Source organism: Mesorhizobium sp. B3-1-8 (assembly GCF_006439495.1).
In the GTDB taxonomy this organism is placed as follows: Bacteria; Pseudomonadota; Alphaproteobacteria; order Rhizobiales; family Rhizobiaceae; genus Mesorhizobium.
Genome location: NZ_VFTK01000020.1, coordinates 23852 through 40853 on the forward strand (window position 1 = coordinate 23852; position 17002 = coordinate 40853).

General features: G+C 63.2%; 19 protein-coding genes. 8 read left to right on the top strand and 11 right to left on the bottom strand.

What is annotated here, in order from left to right; genetic code table 11:
- Positions 1-357 precede the first annotated feature (357 nt).
- Positions 358-876 (bottom strand): ferritin-like domain-containing protein, encoded by a 519-nt coding sequence (locus FJ424_RS19195; RefSeq protein WP_140654268.1) that lies wholly within the window; start codon positions 874-876, stop codon positions 358-360.
- A 1017-nt stretch (positions 877-1893) separates the two neighbouring features.
- Between FJ424_RS19195 and FJ424_RS19200 the strand changes: the two genes are divergently transcribed.
- The 8 genes from FJ424_RS19200 to FJ424_RS19235 all read left to right on the top strand — a co-directional run bounded on the left by FJ424_RS19200 (position 1894) and on the right by FJ424_RS19235 (position 6847).
- Positions 1894-2325 (top strand): hypothetical protein, encoded by a 432-nt coding sequence (locus FJ424_RS19200; protein ID WP_140646430.1) that lies wholly within the window; start codon positions 1894-1896, stop codon positions 2323-2325.
- A complete protein-coding gene (locus tag FJ424_RS19205; RefSeq protein WP_140654267.1) occupies positions 2322-3542 on the top strand; it encodes a divalent metal cation transporter in 1221 nt (406 codons plus the stop codon). Before FJ424_RS19200 ends, FJ424_RS19205 begins: the two co-directional genes overlap by 4 nt.
- Complete coding sequence (locus tag FJ424_RS19210; RefSeq protein ID WP_140646427.1) at positions 3542-3901, top strand: hypothetical protein; 360 nt, start codon at positions 3542-3544, stop codon at positions 3899-3901. Before FJ424_RS19205 ends, FJ424_RS19210 begins: the two co-directional genes overlap by 1 nt.
- A 2-nt stretch (positions 3902-3903) precedes the next feature.
- Positions 3904-4233, top strand: coding sequence for a PRC-barrel domain-containing protein (locus FJ424_RS19215; RefSeq protein WP_140654265.1), 330 nt, complete (start codon positions 3904-3906; stop codon positions 4231-4233).
- 161 nt (positions 4234-4394) lie between these two features.
- Entirely contained in the window at positions 4395-5009 is a 615-nt protein-coding gene (locus FJ424_RS19220; RefSeq protein ID WP_181182049.1) for a hypothetical protein, read from the top strand.
- Entirely contained in the window at positions 5006-5398 is a 393-nt protein-coding gene (locus FJ424_RS19225; protein ID WP_140654263.1) for a phage holin family protein, read from the top strand. The genes FJ424_RS19220 and FJ424_RS19225 overlap by 4 nt, the downstream gene beginning before the upstream one ends.
- A gap of 56 nt (positions 5399-5454) precedes the next feature.
- Positions 5455-6261 carry a hypothetical protein gene (locus FJ424_RS19230; protein ID WP_246677297.1) on the top strand — a complete coding sequence of 269 codons (807 nt, stop codon included), beginning with the start codon at positions 5455-5457 and terminating at the stop codon, positions 6259-6261.
- Between the two features lie 76 nt (positions 6262-6337).
- Complete coding sequence (locus tag FJ424_RS19235; protein ID WP_140654259.1) at positions 6338-6847, top strand: DUF892 family protein; 510 nt, start codon at positions 6338-6340, stop codon at positions 6845-6847.
- Positions 6848-7126: 279 nt separating this feature from the next.
- Here the strand turns inward: FJ424_RS19235 and FJ424_RS19240 are convergent, their stop codons facing one another.
- The 10 genes from FJ424_RS19240 to FJ424_RS19285 all read right to left on the bottom strand — a co-directional run bounded on the left by FJ424_RS19240 (position 7127) and on the right by FJ424_RS19285 (position 16297).
- Positions 7127-7540 carry a c-type cytochrome gene (locus FJ424_RS19240; protein ID WP_140654257.1) on the bottom strand — a complete coding sequence of 138 codons (414 nt, stop codon included), beginning with the start codon at positions 7538-7540 and terminating at the stop codon, positions 7127-7129.
- The gene (locus tag FJ424_RS19245) at positions 7521-8399 is read right to left on the bottom strand and encodes a cytochrome c oxidase assembly protein (RefSeq protein ID WP_140654255.1); all 879 of its coding nucleotides are present in this window, start codon (positions 8397-8399) and stop codon (positions 7521-7523) included. The genes FJ424_RS19240 and FJ424_RS19245 overlap by 20 nt, the downstream gene beginning before the upstream one ends.
- Complete coding sequence (locus tag FJ424_RS19250; RefSeq protein WP_140646416.1) at positions 8396-8737, bottom strand: hypothetical protein; 342 nt, start codon at positions 8735-8737, stop codon at positions 8396-8398. Before FJ424_RS19250 ends, FJ424_RS19245 begins: the two co-directional genes overlap by 4 nt.
- Before the next feature lies 1 nt (position 8738).
- On the bottom strand, positions 8739-9344 hold the full coding sequence (locus FJ424_RS19255; protein WP_140654253.1) for a cytochrome c oxidase subunit 3: 606 nt from the start codon (positions 9342-9344) through the stop codon (positions 8739-8741).
- Positions 9341-11317, bottom strand: coding sequence for a cytochrome c oxidase subunit I (gene ctaD / locus FJ424_RS19260; RefSeq protein ID WP_140654251.1), 1977 nt, complete (start codon positions 11315-11317; stop codon positions 9341-9343). The genes FJ424_RS19255 and ctaD overlap by 4 nt, the downstream gene beginning before the upstream one ends.
- Positions 11314-12327, bottom strand: coding sequence for a cytochrome c oxidase subunit II (gene coxB, locus FJ424_RS19265; protein ID WP_181182048.1), 1014 nt, complete (start codon positions 12325-12327; stop codon positions 11314-11316). The genes ctaD and coxB overlap by 4 nt, the downstream gene beginning before the upstream one ends.
- Entirely contained in the window at positions 12324-12857 is a 534-nt protein-coding gene (locus FJ424_RS19270; RefSeq protein WP_140654249.1) for a c-type cytochrome, read from the bottom strand. Before FJ424_RS19270 ends, coxB begins: the two co-directional genes overlap by 4 nt.
- Entirely contained in the window at positions 12854-13657 is an 804-nt protein-coding gene (locus FJ424_RS19275; RefSeq protein WP_226892155.1) for a substrate-binding domain-containing protein, read from the bottom strand. Before FJ424_RS19275 ends, FJ424_RS19270 begins: the two co-directional genes overlap by 4 nt.
- Before the next feature lie 46 nt (positions 13658-13703).
- Positions 13704-15482 carry a methanol/ethanol family PQQ-dependent dehydrogenase gene (locus FJ424_RS19280; RefSeq protein ID WP_181175578.1) on the bottom strand — a complete coding sequence of 593 codons (1779 nt, stop codon included), beginning with the start codon at positions 15480-15482 and terminating at the stop codon, positions 13704-13706.
- 92 nt (positions 15483-15574) lie between these two features.
- Positions 15575-16297 (bottom strand): heme-binding protein, encoded by a 723-nt coding sequence (locus FJ424_RS19285; RefSeq protein WP_140654244.1) that lies wholly within the window; start codon positions 16295-16297, stop codon positions 15575-15577.
- Positions 16298-17002: the final 705 nt, after the last annotated feature.

The following is a 17002-nucleotide window of genomic DNA, read 5'->3' on the forward strand; positions in this document are numbered from 1 at the left end:
GACTAATTCTTGGGCGGATTTCTGCGGGCAGTTATCGCGAGATCTCGAAACCTGCGGCGACCTGAAGCATGGTCGGTTTCTTTCAGGTCTTCTTCATCGTGTTCCTCGGCGATCACGTAGGTCGACCAGCGACTCGGCCTCGCCGATCTCGACCCCGTTCCTCGCGAACAGCGGCTCACTTCAAAGCGACCGCAGTTCCCAATGTTCGACGAACCAGCCTTAGCTGACAACGACTCTTGCTTTGACACAAGCCACGGGCAAGCGTTTCGTGACCATCCGCGGGCGGGAGGGCAGCCAGTCAGTCTTTCGCGTGAGCGGTCCTGTGGCCGGCAGGACCGCTGCAACTCCGTCGTGGCGCTAGGCCGCCTGCAGAGCACGTCGATTGGCATCGTTCTCGCCGAGAGCGTTGAGCGCCTCGTCGGTGTCGGACTCTTCTTTTAAGGTCTGACGGAGCAGCGGGAGAGCATCCTTGAGTCTGAGCTCCTCGGCCCATGCAATCAGCGTACCGTAGCGCGCGATTTCGTAATGCTCGACCGCTTGTGCGGCGCCCACCAGACCCGCGTCGAGCGCCGGTTCGTCCTTGTACTCCTCGAGGATTTCCGAGCCCTCCTCGATGATTCCATCAATGGCCGGGCAGGTCTTGCCCCGGGCCGGCTTGCCGAGTATGTCGAAGACTTGCTCCAGGCGATCGACCTGGGCTTCAGTTTCCTTCAGGTGCTTTTCGAAGGCAGCGCTTATCTTTTCGGACTGTGCTGCTTTCGCCAGCTTTGGCAATATCTTCAAGATTTTCTTTTCCGCATAGTAGATGTCTTTGAGTCCGTCCAGGAAGAGGCTTTCCAAGCCCTTCGAGGTCGCGGACGAAGCTTTCTTCGGCATTTTTACGCTCCTTTGCGGTTGCGATCGTGCGCCTGCAGCGCTCTTTCCTAATCCGCCCGGGGACCTGAAGTTCCGACAAGACCGTCGTGTTGAAACATCGCGTTCCAGACAACCGAACAAGCTGACCGTTTCACTATCAATCACGCCGTTGATGGAGATGGTGGGCGGCTGGAAAAGGAGTGTTGCCTGGTTCGGGCCGTCCTGCTGCCGTGAAGCGCTGTCGTGTCGGAAGTCATCTGAATGCCTCGCCGGGTCTTGGATCTGCAACCTTCCACCCGTCCGTTCGTTCCCCGTGCTTCGAGTTTGTGGGAACATCGGCGTCACGGCCCGGTTAAGTCGATGCGAGGAGGTGCTCCATGAACGCTCCAACGCGTGCTCGACAGAGCCGCCGAGGAAGATGCGGAGACGGAACCGAATCCCGATGAGGAGAGTTCGCTGGCGCCGATGCGCTGGAAGCCGTTGAGCCCGAGACGCACGGCGCTTGCCGCAAGAAGATCCCGCGGAAGGTTCACGCAAGACTGTGGATCGAAGCCATCGGCCAGCGAAGTCCGACAATTAGCCCCAGCGGGATCAGGTCGGCCTCGGCCAGGGAGCCGCGCACGCCCCTGTCAAAGCGTCAGGACGGTGGCGAGATTTTCCAGCTCGCCATGGTCGCGCATCGCACCCGTGTCGCAATGCCGGCCTCTCCAGGCCGGACTCGATCGCCAGATATTCCACATGACGGAAGGCTGGATCCTCCCGCAACTACGCTGCCGGCCATCGACCGAACGCAGCACCGCCCTGCCTGCCGGTGACGCTTTTCTGTTAAGTGAGCGAGATTGCGCGGGCTCTGGCGCGCTCAAGCCATGTCTTGGCTATGTCGCGTTCACGATCGTCCCGATAAAGCTGAAACATTGCGAGCTCAGTCGGACATGGAACCGGCCAGCCTCGATGCCGCAAATCCCGAACACGGAGGAACTTTCGCGTGGCTGCGGCTTTATCTTCGGGATTTGAAGCGATTGCAGCGAGGGGAAGATGTTGCGCACCGTTGCCCGGCCGAGCCGGGCCTTCCTGCCCCTGCTGGCGCTGGCGCTTGCCTCTTGTTCCTCGTCTGAAACCGTTGACCAGCAATCGAAGCTTGCGGCCTCGACGGCACAGGCGGCAGTGCTGGTGAGCGACGCCTGGCTCTCCGGCGCAGCGCCGTCCCATTATGCGTCCTCAGCATTGCAGTCCTTTGCCGAGACACTCGCCGACGCTGGCCGGCAAGTGGAATCGGCGTCTCCGTCCGACCGGGGAAAGCGAGATGCGTTGGCGGCCGCTGTTAGCCGGCTGTCGAATGCGGCAAGGCGGGCCAAGGACGCGGTCGAGGCCGGACAGGATGCGCAGGTCGGTCAGGCGCAACAGGAGCTTCGGGCCGCGCAAGGCGATCTCGCAACAGCCTATCGAAACTATTTCTCGCCGAAACGATGAAGAAGCTGCTGGAGATTTCGCTTGGTGTCGTCACCAGCGTCGGCGGCTTCCTGGAGGTCGGATCGATGGCGACGGCGGCGCAGGCCGGCGCACTGTTCGGTTTCCGGCTCATCTGGGCGGTGGTGCTCGGTACCATCTGCATCATCTTCCTGGTCGAGATGGCCGGTCGCTTCGCCGCGGTCAGCCATCACACCATTGCCGACGGCATCCGCGAACGGTTCGGCTTCAATGCGTTCATCTGGCCGCTCCTTGCCACCCTGCTGGTCAACTTCCTGGTGCTTTCCGCCGAGATCGGCGGGGTGGCTATCGCCGCCGAGCTTGCCACGGGGATCAGCTTTCAATGGTGGGCCTTGCCGGTCGCTTTCCTGGCTTGGCTGCTGTTGTGGAAAGGCACATTCGGGCTCATCGAGAAGGGGGTGTCGATGCTTGGTCTGGTAACGCTCTGCTTCGTCGTCGCAGCCGTGATGCTCCGCCCCGAATGGAAAGAGGTGGCGGTGGGGGCCGTGCCCAGCCTGCCGCAGCACGACACGGCAAAATACTGGTTCATGGCCGTCAGCATTCTCGGCGCCTCGATATCGCCTTACCTTTTCATGTTCTATTCCTCTGGCGCGATCGAAGATCAGTGGGACAAGAGCTATCTCGGCGCCAATCGGGCGATAGCCGGGCTCGGTATGAGTTTCGGCGGCACGATCTCGGTGGGCGTTCTGATCGTGGCGGCGCTGGTTCTTGGTGCTCATGGCGTTACCGAAGTGGAAGACTACAACCAGCTTCCGTTGATGTTGATTCCGATGTTCGGCTTCTGGGGCTTCGTCCTTTTCGTCGCGTCGCTGGCCATCGCCTGCTTCGGCGCTGCGCTCGAAGTGGCCTTGCAGCAGGCCTATCTCGTCGCGCAGGGATTCGGCTGGACCTGGGGCGAGGATCTGAAGCCGCGCGACGATCCCGGATTCAGCCTCATCTACACATTGACGCTCTTCCTCGCCGCGGTCCCGATAGCGCTCGGTCTAGACCCGTTGAAGCTCACTATCTTCTCGATGGCGCTGACAGCGGCCAGCCTCCCGCTGACGGTTGTGCCGTTCCTCTTCCTGCTGAACGACGACCGCTATGTAGGCAAGCATCGCAACGGCGTCATCTCGAACGCGGCCGTGATTTTCGTCATCGCGCTCGGCTTCGTGCTGGCGCTCGTGACGATTCCGCTGCAGATATTCGGAGGCACGTGATGCAGCTGCTGCGCGATATCCTGGACAAACAGGTCGTCGATCGCGAGCAGGTCAAGATCGGCAAGGTTGATGGCCTGGTCGCCGAGCTGAGGCCGGGTAAGCCGCCCAGGCTCATTGCGATCGAGCTTGGCTCGATCGCGCTGGCACGTCGGCTTGGCGCGCGGCCCGGCCGATGGACCGCGCGGCTCGCGGCAAAGCTTGGCGGCAAGCGCCAGGCACGGCCGCACCGGATCGCGTGGCACAAGGTGCGCGACATCGGTGTCGACATCGAATTCGACATCGACGTGCGACGCACCAAGATCTTCGCCTGGCAGGACTGGCTGCGCGAACATGTCGTCGGCCGAATCCCGGGAGCCTGAGGATGGCGACTGTAAATCTCGAGCATCTTGCCGGCAGGCCCGTATTCTCCGAGCGCGGCAAGAGCATCGGCTATATCGAAGAGATCGTCGCCGAGCGGGACGGCGACGACCTCGTCGCCACCGAATTTCATGTCGGCATCTTCGCCGCGTTCGAGCGCTTGTCCGCTTCGACTATCGGCGCTGCATTGCTCGACTTCTTCGCGCTGAGGCGCCATGAGGGCCTTTATCGCATTCCCTGGGACAAGATCGATATTTCCGATCCGACACGCCCCCGGCTGCTTTGCCCGGACCAGGAGCTTGCCGCTTTCAGGGCAAAGCCCGAGAGCAAATGAGAATTTGCTAAAAAGCCGCTCGTCCAGGGGAACATCGCAGCCGGCGGGAAGTTCGGACTGCATCGAGGAGGCTGCATCATGAACAGTGTCATCTATCTCATTGGTCTGATCGTCGTTGTGCTCGCAGTGTTTTCCTTCCTCGGCTTTCACTAGGAGGCACCATGCAGCGCGAGGATGATCGGGATCCCCAGTCCGCCGACTTTGCCAAAGCGAAGGACGACATTTCCGACCGGATCCGGCAAGAAGCGCAGAGCGCCGGCGAAGCTCTCCACGATGCCCGCGACGAGGTTGCCCGCAGGGCTGGAGCGTATGCCGCCGAAGCCCAGCAGGCCGTCTCCGAAAAGGCCGAGCAGACGCAGCGCGATATCGGATCGAGCCTTTCGGCTTTCGGCGGCGCCCTGCGCGCCGCGAGCAATCACTTGGCTAACAGCGACCAGACTGCGGCCTCGAAGTTCATGCAGGAGGCCGCAAGCGGGCTCGAGCGGCTGTCCTCCTCGTTGAAAGAGAAGCCGTTCGGACAGGTGCTGGAAGACGTCCAGTCTTTTGGCCGCCAGAATCCTGGGGCGCTTCTTGCCGGTTCGGTTCTGGCGGGATTGGCACTTGGCCGCTTCATGAAGGCTTCGCCGCCCGGCACGCGCCGCCCGACGCAGGGCGCGGCAACGTCCGATCACCCCCGACAAACCGGCATGGGAACGAGCGCGCGCCGGCATAACGCTCCAGCAAATTGGGGTTCCGATGGCGGCATACCCGGGAAGGCAGCGGAGCTGAAGAAATGAGCACTGAGGACAATCCAAGTCTCGGCACATTGGTCGCCGATCTGGCGCAGCAGGTGAGCACGCTCGTGCAAACGGAGGCGAGGCTCCTAAGAGCGGAGATATCGGAGAACGCGACCAAGACCGGCGCAGGCGCCGTGGAGGTGCTGGGCGGCGCGATATGTCTGCTCGCCGCGCTGCTGGTTTTGTTGCAGGCACTCGTCATCGCCCTGGCTCGCCTTGGTCTGGGCGCCGGGTGGTCCGCCTTGCTCGTCGGCGTGGTCGTTGCCGTGCTCGGCGTCATCCTGTTGCGGACCGGCATGGCGAGCATGGCGCCTTCCGAGCTCGCGCCGGACCGCACACAGGAACAGCTCAAGCGAGACGTGAGCGTGATCAAGGAACAAGCGAGATGACCGAGAGATCCGCAGCCGAGCTCGAACGCGAGGCGGAAGCCACACGCGCAAGGGTGGTGGCGACCGCCGACTCCATTCGCGACAAGATGACCCTCGGGCAGCTCTTCGACGAGTTCACCGGGCTTTTCAGAGGCGGCGCGGGCTCCGACATGCTTCACAACCTGAAGGCCCAGGTACGGGACAATCCGTTGCCGCTGACCGTGATCGGCGCGGGCCTGGCCTGGCTGATGTTGGGCAGCGGCGCCTCCGCCACCCCGGCTGGTACCAATGGTGTGACGCGGCGCGGTCCTGGCCTCGATCATGGCGCATTCGGCGCTGGAATGGCTTCGAGCGCGTCGGATGCGGCAGGCTCTGTTGCCGAAGCCGCCAGCGGAGCGGCCGGAACTGTTTCGGGAATGGCAAGCGAAGCAGCCGGCACGGTGTCGAACCTGGCAAGCAGCGCAGCCGACACACTGGCGAACTCGGCGGCGGCTGCGGCCGATATGGCGACGAGCGCCAGCCGATCGGCGCATGGTCTGCTTCAGGACCAGCCTCTCGCAGCAGCCGCCATCGGCCTCGCCGTCGGAGCTGCGATCGGCGCCATGCTGCCCCACACCGAGGTCGAGGATGAGCGATTGGGTGCCTATCGCGAGAGGCTTCGGGACAGTGCCGAAGACACTTTGAAAGAAGGCCTCGACACTGCAAAGCAAGTCGCGGCCGAAGCCTACCAGACGGCGAGCGACGAAGCCGGACGTCAGGCCTCGAGCGAGGGCACGCTGGCCGACAAGGCCGGCGGCGTTGTCAAAGCCGCGGCCGACAAGACCGACGAATCGATGCGGGAGAAACTCTCCGGTTCCGACCCGTCCTCGTCCCGGAAATCGTAGACGCTTTTCATCACGTTCAAGGAACAATGCGGGCCACCCTCGGTTCGGGCGGCGTCAAACTGATGGAGACACCGCAATGGCTGAATCGCGCGAATGGCTTGTTCAATGGTTGAGGGACGCTCACGCAATGGAGGAACAGGCCGAGACGATGCTGTCGGGCCAATTGAGTCGGATAGACAATTACCCCGAACTCAACGAGCGAATCCGTAGCCATCTGGAAGAAACGAAAGAGCAGGCCAGACGGCTGAAGACCTCCCTGGATGGCCTCGACGAAGGATCGTCCATGCTGAAGGACGCAGGCGGCAAGCTGACCGCCACCGCGCAGTCGATCAGCGGCGTCTTCGCCGGTGACGAAGTGATGAAGGGCTCTCTGGCGAGTTACACATTCGAGCATATGGAAATCGCGTCCTGTACGATCCTCATCGCCGCGGCCAATGCCGTGGGCGAAGCCGAGATTGCCCGCGTGTGCGAACAGAACCTGCGCGAAGAGGAAGCCATGGCCGAGTGGCTGAAGGACCACCTTCCGCAGGTCACCCAGACGTTCCTGACGCGTGCGGACGCAGATAGCGACAGCGCCAAGCGCTGAGACGGCGGTTAGATCAATTCCAGGAAAAGTGTGAGCGGTTTTCCGCCCGGAATTGCGTCAAAACAAGGAGGTGGAGCATTTCACCGTTTCCGCGAAACGGTGAAATGCTCCAGAGGGATTCACTGTTTCACGGAAACGGCGAACCGCCTCATCTTCTTGTTTTGACCCAATTCCGGACGGAACCGCGGACGAGCGGCCTGCCTGTCTGCCTATTCGTCATTCTCATCCTGGAACCGCGGTGATCTTGCACGCGGCTTGCGATCTCGGTTCCCTTGCTGATCATCTCAGCCCGTATAGATAGGCCGCGATATCGCGCGCCTGCTGCTCGGTAATCCTCGTCGATGGCATGGCGGTGTGCCGGTTGATTTCCCTTGCCGAGCGGATCCAGCGGATCAGATTCTCCGGATTGTTCGCCAGCACCCCGCCGATATAGACGCGGCCGGCGAGGCTGCCGTCGAGGCGCGGCCCGACCTGGCCTTGCGCTCCCGGCACGCCGGGAATCGAATGGCAGCCGGAACAGCCATTCGCGGTCATGATCGGAATGGCGCGTGCGCCCACGCCGCCGGTCGCGGCATCCGACTCGTGCCGGACGCGATCGCGCCGGTCGGTCCATACGGCCGCCAGGCCGACCGCGGCGAGCAGCAGGCTCACGGCCAGGGCGCCGCCGATGAGCCTAGCCAGGTCGGAGCGCATGCGTTGCCTCCCTGGTTCCGCTGTTGCTTATCCAAAGGCCGGCGATCAGCAAGGCCGCTCCGCCATAGATGAGCCCGGCCGGAACCCACATCACCAGCCCGGCGAGCTGCTGGTCCTCGATGGGACTCAGACCCCAGAGCGCGGCGCCGGAGGCATTCTCCGGATACCAGAGTTTGGGCGATACCAGCAGCAGGACGCCGAGCAGGCCGGTATGCAGCGACGTGAAGAAGAGATGCATGATGGAGCTACCATAGGTTTGCTGTCGGCCAGAGCGCGGCAGAAGCACCCACCAGAACAGCAAGGCAGTGCCGAGGAAGCTCGCATGTTGCGCATAATGCACCACGCCCTGCTGTAGCGCTGCCTCGAACAGCGCTGGAATATGCCAGATCCAGATCGCTATCCCGTGAAGGATCGTCGCGTTGAGCGGGCGAGCGGCGAACGCCCAGACCGCCTGGAGCATCTTGCCATGGGTGAGTTTTCCTGTCCCCCGCCGAAGTGTGGCCGGCAACGCCCACATCAAGGCCGCGCTCGGGCAGGCGGCGACAAGAAGCGGCGCCGCCACGGCCATCAGCAACTCATGCTCGATCATGTGGGCTGAAAACACCCGCTCGCCGAGCGCATGGATCGGGCTCACCAGCGCTCCCGTCAACACGCCCCAGCCGGCGGCGAACAAAAGAGCCTGGCGAAGCCGCTCGGGTCGGCCTCGGCCGCTGCGGCGCCACAGCCGGCCTGCGCCGATCCCATAGATGAGCGCGATTGCAGCCAAGGGAAGCGTAATAGGAAACGCCAACGTCCATCCGGCCTCGGGCGCGCCGGCGCCGTAGCATATCGAGGTCGAGAAGAACGCATCGAAGCTCATCGCAGGCACTCGTCGAGGATAAGCGCCGCGCTGCCCTGCATGACGATGACGAGGGCAAACAACAGAGCCGCGAGCATGCCGAGATCGGCGACGAAACGTTCGGTGCTGCGCGTGCGCTCCGGCTTGAACGCGGCGCCGCCCTGCCGCTTCGCCCGCCATGACAGCGCGCCGCCGAGCAGCGAAAACACGGCGAGCAACAGCGCCGCCGGGAGCACGACCTGCACCTGACGATTGCACTGCCAGTGCACAAGCGCGTAGTTCAGCTGCGTCGAGATTGCCCAGGCCAAAGGCCCCGACAACAAACCACCCCAGGACGTGCCTAGCCGCAGCGCACGCATGTCAGCCCCACCTCGGCAGCCAGTAGATGAGCAGGTAGATCGGGATCCAGGTGAGGACCACGAAGTCCCAGTAGAAAACATTGTCGCCGACATCGCCGAAGCGCCGGCCGTTATAGCCATGGTGCGTGAACATCAGCACCGTCAGAACGATCGTGTCGCCGACGTCGGTGATGAGATGCGTGGTGTGGAGACCAAGCAGCACCCACAGCATCGAGCCATAGGCGTTCGTGTCCCAATAAATATTCAGTGCCGGAAACTCGAACCAGCGCACAATGAGTGGCGCAATGCCGAGCAACGACATCACCACCATGCCGATCCGCACCGGCCCGATCGCGCATTCCTTGGCGTAGCGGTTGAGCATGTGGTTCGGCACCAGGCTGACGATGAGAAGCAGCGTCACGATCGTTCCCGGCCAGTGGTTGGGTTCCGGAGCGCTCAGACGCCAGTTGGGCCACAAGGTCGCCAGATAGAGGTAAGCGCCGGCCGCCAGTGCAAAGCCCGTCCCTTCCAGCGCCATGAAGCCAAGCGTGCCCCACCAGGTGGGACTGCCCGGACCATGTCCAAAGGTCGGGAGGCCGGAAAGATCTGCGGCGGGACGCTTGTTCATTCCTCGTCCTCCGGATCGTCCTTGGGCCAGAACCAGCCGATCAGGGTGATGGCGATCGGGCCCACGCCCCAGACGATGGCCCAGGGCGTGAAGATCGAATAAAGGAAGGTGCCGCCGACCGCGATCGCAGCCAGCAGCGGCCAGATCGACGGCGTCGCCGATTTCTCGCGGATGTCTGGATGGGCTTCCGCCACCGTCGAGATGACCAACTCGCGCACGTCGACGCGAAGCCCGGTCGCGACCGGGAGCGCCTCGCGTTCGGCCCACAGCGGCTCGACATTTGTCACGACCGGAATGCGCGCGAAATTGTAGCTGGGTGGCGGAGAGGAGGTTGCCCATTCGAGCGTGCCGGCGTCCCATGGATTGTCGCCGGCGGGCGCGCCGCGCAATGCACCATGCACGAGATTGAAGGTGAACAGCACGAAGCTCAGGAAGAACAGCACCGCGCCGGCGGTGATGAAAAGATTGATGTTGCCCCAGCCAAGCTCGGCTGGATAAGTGTAGACCCTGCGTGGCATGCCCCACAGGCCGACGATATGCATCGGGAAGAAAGCGGCGTTGAAGCCGATCAGGGCCAGCCAGAAGTGCCAGCGCCCAAGGCGCTCGCTCATCATGCGGCCGGTGATCTTGGGGAACCAGAAATAGGCTGCGGCCAGCAGCGGGAAGACCGAGCCGCCGATCAGCACGTAGTGGAAGTGGGCGACGACGAAATAGGTGTCGTGCACCTGCAGGTCGAGCGGCACCGAGGCGAGCATGACGCCGGTGAGGCCACCAATGACGAAGATGAAGAAGAAGCCGAAGACGAACAGCAGCGGGGTGCGGATCACCGGTCTGCCGTCCCACAATGTCGCCAGCCAGCAGAAGATCTGCACGCCGTTGGGGATGGCGATCATCATGCTGGATGCGGTGAAGAAGCTGGCGCCGAGCTTCGGCAGTCCCGTCGCGAACATGTGGTGGACCCAAAGGCCGAACGACAGGAAACCGACAGCGATCAGCGACAGCACCAGCCCCAAATGACCGAACGCCGGGCGCCGCGCGAAGGCTGGAATGATGGAGGAGACCATGCCGGTCGCCGGCAGGAAGATGATGTAGACCTCCGGATGTCCAAAGAACCAAAACAGATGCTGGAACAGCAGCGCATCGCCGCCCTCCGCCGGGTTGAAGATGTGCGTGCCGACGAGCCGGTCGAGAATGAGGAAGGTCGACGTGATCATCACCGCCGGCATGGCGAAGACGATGACGAAGGAAGTGACCAGCAACGCCCAGACGTAAAGCGGTATCTTCTCCAGCGACATGCCGGGCGCGCGCTGCTTCAGCACCGTCACGATGGTGGCGACGGCGACCGACAGCGAGGACACTTCGGTATAGGTGATCATCTGCGCCCATACATCGGCGCGCTTGCCGGGACTGTATTCCGGCCCGGACAGCGGCACATAGGCGAACCAGCCGACATCGGGCGCCATCGAGAGGGCGAAGGATACCCAGGCGAAGATACCCCCCGAGACATAGACCCAGTAGCTGAACGCGTTGAGGCGCGGAAAGGCAATGTTGCGGGTGCCGACCATCAACGGCACCAGATAAATACCGGTCGCCTGCACGATGGGCACGGCGAACAGGAACATCATGGTGACGCCATGCATCGTGAAAAGCTGGTTGTAGAGATCCGGGCCGATGAGCCCGCGCTGCGGGCCCGAGAGCTGGACGCGCATGACGACGGCGTTGAGCCCACCCAAGCACAGAAATAGGAAGGCGGTGATGAGGTAGCGCTGTGCGATCACCTTGTGATCGACGCTCGAGAGCGCACCGATGATGCCGGGGGGCGTGCGCCACGTCCGCGCCAGCCAGCGATGCAGGCTGGCATCATCCAAGCCGCTGTCGCGCGGCCCATCACGCTCGGGTGCAAGATCGCCTTTGGCGGACACCTCGCGCTCGGGCGGCAGATCGCGTTCGCTGGTGAGATCCGCGCTGCTCATTTCAGCCCCTCGAGATAAGCGACGATGGCGTTGAGCTCGTCGCCGCTCAGATCGACAACCGGCATGTGAGAACCCGGCTTGATGCCTTGCGGATCGGCTATCCAGGCGGCGAGATTGCCGCGGCTCATCGTCAATGTTCCGGCCGCAAGCGTTTGCCGGCTGCCTATATGCGTCAGGTCGGGAGCGACCGTTCCTCCGGCGGGGGTGCCCCCGATCCTATGGCACATCACGCAGGGCCGCTTGAGAAAGAGGTCTTCGCCGGTCTTTGCCTCGTCGCTCGCCGGGCCAGCGGCCGGCTGCAACTGGTCGTTCCACCAGGCGTCGAACTTTGCCCGCGGCTCGGCGATAATGAAGGTACCCATATTGGCGTGCTGCGCGCCGCAGAACTCGGCGCATTGGCCGCGATAGACGCCGGGCTTATCCGCCTTGATGTCGAGCACGTTCATGTGACCGGGAATGAGGTCGAGCTTGCCGGAAAGGCTCGGGACCCAGAAGGAATGGATAACATCGGTCGAGGTGAGGAGAAGCCGAACCGGTTCGCCGGCGGGAATGTGGATCTCGTTCGCCGTCGTCAGGATGCGGCTCGGCGTGGCGTCCTCATAGCGCACCTCCCACCACCATTGATGGCCGGTGACGCGAATGGTCAGCGCGGCGTCCGAGCCGATCGCGGCGAGCGTCCTGTTGGCGAAGAAGCTCAGCAGAGTGAGCCCGATCAGGATGACGGCGGTCAGCCCGACGGCGGCCGTCACCACCCGCAGCTTCCGATTGTCCGCGCCGGCGTCAAGCACAAGCGGCTCCAACCGGTCCCGCGGCCGCATCATCAGCGGCGCGGCAAGAGCGATCATCACCAGCACCCACACCACCGCGCAAAGCCCGGTGAAGAACCAGATCAGCCATGCCAGTTCGCTCGCCGCCGGGCCCTTCGGGTCGAGCGCCGATTGCCAGCCTGCGCATCCCTGAAGAAGCAGGGCGATTGCCGTGGCGAACGCAATCGTGGCGAAGCGTTTCACGGCGACTTCCCCAGCGTGGCGGCGTCCGGCATGCGGTTTTCCGACGGATGCACCATCATATCGTCATTTCGGGAAGGCGCGGCGGAGGAGGGTGCGTTGCCGCTCAGCGAGCGAACAAAAGCTGCGAGCTCCCAGATCTGGTCGTCAGGGATCTTGTCGCGGAAGCTCGGCATGCCGTTCGGACGACCGTCGCGGATCGTGGCGTGAATGCTTTCCATCGAGCTGCCATAGATCCACTTTTCGTCCATCAGCGCAGGGCCCATGCCGCCGCCGCCATTGGCATGGCATCCTGAGCAGTTGAACCAGCCGAACAGGCGCTTGCCTTCGCTCAGATGGAAGGCATTGGCCTCGAAGCTCGCCGCCTTGTTGTCTGTGGGAGAGGGCCGCTGCCCGCCGGGTTCCAGAGTCGTCACCGGTGTCGGCTGCTCGCCGGAGCCGAGCGCCGACTGCGGCCGTGTGTCCCGCTCCTCGCGCTGGCAGGCCGCCAGCGCTAAAATCGCCAAGAGAAGCATGGCGGCGGTCGATCTCATCGCACCGGGCTCCCGGCCACGTCGAGACGAGGCACTCCATATTGCGTCAGAACCGCGTCGATCTCGGCTTTGTGTCTGGCAAGCGCGCTGTTCACATCGCTGCGCAGCGCATCGTCCTCGCGCCGAACGCCCATCGAGATGTCATACATCAGCGGCAATTGCGGCCCGTCGATGCGAGGCGTAACCGGCGTGATCCGGAGCGGCACCTTCTGCTTCTGGGCGAAATAGCCGGCGAGCGGACCCCAGACCACCGCGAGGTCGATATCGCCGCTCGCCACTGCTTCGACGATACGCGCCGGAGGATTGGGAGCGGAGTAGTCGCCATAGACGGGGTAGCCGATTAGATGCCCAATGATGCCGCGGCGGCCAAGCGCCTGGACAGGAGGCGAGTTGGCGCCGTCGTCGCCGATGAGCTGAACGCCGATGCGCAAGTCGCGCAGCCGCGGGTCGTTGAAGGAGGCGACGTCGGGGTCGTCCTGGCGAGTCACGAAGACATAGGAGGAGCGGTAGTAGGGCCTCGTGGTGCGCAGCATTTCGAGATTGGCCGGCGTGCCGGGCACGAGATCGCAGAGACCCGCCTTCAGCGTGTTGCGCACGAAGCCGCGGCGCTGCGCCCACCAGGTGTAGGTCAGCTTCGCGCCGAGATCGGCGGCGATGATTTCGGCGATCCTGTTCTCGAATCCTTGTCCGGCCGCATTGGAAAAGGGCAGGTTGTTCGGGTCGGCGCAGACCCTGAGCTCACGAACGCCGGCTGTCGCCGGCAAGAGCAGCAAGGCGAGTGCGACGGTGCCGAGCGCCATTCGTGGGAACGCCTTCCGTGCCACGCCGTGGATCAAGCCGAACGCATCAGGGCAGCCGGAACACATAGAGCGTGCCTCCCGCCGTGGTCGCGTTCTTCAGGTCCTTCATCGCATTGACGAAACCGAGCGCGGCGCTGGCATCGCGCGGGTCGAGGTCGCCCGACACGATGGCGCCCGCCCAGCCGCCGACGCCGGATAAGACGGCGACATATTGGTGGCCGTCTGGGCCGCGATAGGTGATGGGTTGGCCTATGATGCCGGACGAAGTCTTGAACTGCCAAAGCAGGTCGCCGGTCTTTGCGCTCACTGCCTTGAACCAGCCTTCCATCGTTCCATAGAAGACCACGTCGCCGGCGGTCACGACCGCGCCGCTCCATACCGGGAAGTTCTCCTTGAGGCTCCAGGCGGGTTTCTCAGCCGCGATATCCCACGCGGTGAAAGCGCCGCGATTGCCGCCCGGCCCGGGGATCATGCGCACGTTCATCCCCACATAAGGCGTGCCGGCGATGTAGTTCACCTCGACGCCTTCTTCGTCCATGCACAGATTGTTGTGCGGAATGTAGAGCAGGCCGGTTTTCGGCGAGAAGGCTGAAGGCTGCCAATCCTTGAGGCCCGACGCGGTCGGGCAGATGTCGCGGACGACTTTGCCGGTGCCGGTCTGCTTGTCAGGGTTTTCGATCAGCCGGCCGGTCTTGAGGTCGACGCCCTTGCTGGAATTGACGGGACCATAAGGTTTTGCAGACAGGACCTCGCCGGTGGTGCGATCAAGGACATAAAGGTAGCCGTTGCGTTCCGGACGGACCAGCACCTTGCGCGGCTTGCCCTGCCAGTTCATGTTGAGCAGGACCTGCTCGTTGATGCCGTCATAATCGTGCAGGTCGTGTGGACTCCATTGATAGAACCATTTCGCCGCTCCGGTATCGGGATCGCGGGCGAAAATTCCCGATGTCCACTTGTTGTCGCCGGGCCGCAGATCCGGATTCCAGGGGCCGGGATTGCCAGTGCCGTGGAAGATCAGGTTGAGGTCCGGATCGTAGGAAATCCAGCCCCACATATTGCCGCCGCCGATCTTCCAGGCCTCGGGCGGCCATGAGGTGACGCCGAGGTCCTTGCCCTTGTCCATATCGTAGTGGGGCTTGAAGTCCGGTCCGATCAGCACGTCCTTGTCCGGCCCGGTGCCATAGGCCGTCCAGACGACGTGACCGTCGCCGGCGTCCAACGCCTTGACCCAGCCGCGAACGCCCATCTCGCCGCCGGAATTGCCGACCAGCACTTTGCCTTTCACCACAAGCGGCGCCATGGTGATGGTTTCGCCGATATTGATGTTGCCGATATGGGCGTTCCAGAGCGGCTGGCCGCTGTCCGCATCGAGCGCGATGGTGTGGCCGTCGAGCGTGTTGAAGAAGAGGCGCCCGTCCGCGAAAGCCGCGCCGCGGTTGACGACGTCGCAGCAGGCAACCCCTTGAGCGGCCGGCTCAGGATTGGGCTCGTATTTCCATTTCATCGGCGCGCCGGGCTTGGAAAGGTCGAGCGCGTAGACGATGTTGGGAAACGGGCTCACGATATACATGGTGCTGCCGACCACCAGCGGCGCTGCTTCCTGGCCTTTGTTCACCCCGGTCGAAAAGGTGAAGGCGACCTGCAGGTTCTTGACGTTACCCTCGTTGATTTCCGCGAGTTCGCTATAACGGGTCGAGGCGTAGTTCTTGGCGGGCATCGTCCATTGCCCGTCATCAGGCGGCGCGGCCGCGGGAGGCGGAGATATCGCCGGCGATGGGGGAGCTTCCGAAGCGGCTGTCAGCAAGGGGGCGCAGACCAGCAGCATGGCTGTAAGAACGCCAAAACGTTTTTGAGATGCGGCCGGGCGGTCGGAATATGCGGCATCATCGCAGAATGTTGCAGTTTCGGTTGCTTGCTTCATTTCGGCGGCGAACCTCCGACGCCGGAACCGATTTCCGCCGCAATATCGGCCTCGCGACCGGCACAAAGCGGATGACCCCAGCCGGAGGCGCTTTTCCCCCCGGGATCAAGATCGTAGATGATGGCGTCCTTGCGATTGGGATTGACGCCCGCCGGAACCTTGTCGAGGCCGAGAGCGGCGCGAACGCGCCAGGCGACATTGTGGTCGGCACAGGAGGAATCGCCGCTGATGCCGAGCGCCCCGACGATTGTCTTGCCGTCGTAAAGAGCCAGTCCCCCGCCAAACACGACGACGCCCCCGATCGACTTGCCCATAAGCGGGTCGTTGGCGCTGCCGAAAGTCTTGGGGTCACCGGCATAGGCTGCTGCCTGGTTGACGGGGCTGGTGGCCAGGAGACCGAACAGCGGCCCGCCCGGCTGCACCCCGGCATAGAGATTGGCTGTCGACAGCGCCATGTTGGCCAGGCTGAGCCCGTTGGCCGTATTGGCCTTCTCGGCCGCGATCAGCCGGCTGCCCGGCCACTGCGCATCGGCGGTAGGTCCGCTGAAGGCAACGGCACAGACGGTACCGTCGCGGGCGACTATCGCTGCCCATTCATTGTTCTCGAAGCCGCCATTCGCGGGGCCGCCACTTGCCTTGACATTAGCCTTCAACGCCGAGAGCAGCTTATCGTGATCGGCCGAGCAGGGCGCCTGGGCCTGAGCAGTGCCTTGCTGCATCGAGCCAAACGCCAAGACCAGGAAACCCAGACCCAGTGACGAAAACCGACGATGAGCCATGGCCTCGAAGCACTCTGTTGAGGCTATTCAAACTGGCAACAGGCAGCTTTGTTCCTCCTTCATGAAAGGCGTTTGTAGCCGACCAAGTCCGCTGGCGTGGAAGGACGTCGAGCAACCGATTCAGTATGGATCAGTGGCCGCCTCAGACGTGTCGGCGCCAGGTCGGATCATGGCATTGGGGCAGGGCTTGGCCGTTTTTTGCGACCGCGGCAGGGTTACAAAACTGTCTTTACTCTGTCTGCCACGCGAATTCCCCGAACCGCTCGGCACGCCGATCGAGATGGCGAGAGTGGCTGCGTTGCGCTGTTGCCGATTATCCCAGCCTCGCCATCAGTAAGATTGGTGACCGGAACACGAGTCGGGCTTTGCAATCGAAGGACAGGCTTGCCGGAGGTATCCCGTCCGAAACCACGATGCCGGCGGCTTGGAATGCCTGGCGCATGGCAAGCAGCTTTTCCGGCGGGTGGACGGCCACCACGCTCAAACGCGCGAACACTCGCTTCGCTCAAATCACATTTTGCTCCAAGCCGCACCGGAGGACAGATCAACCGGACACGGGGCGCGTTACCTGTTCTGGCGTTAGAGGAGCCACCAAACGTCTCCACTGCTTTTGGTCCTGCCTCGAACTGGAAGCTCAAGAACATG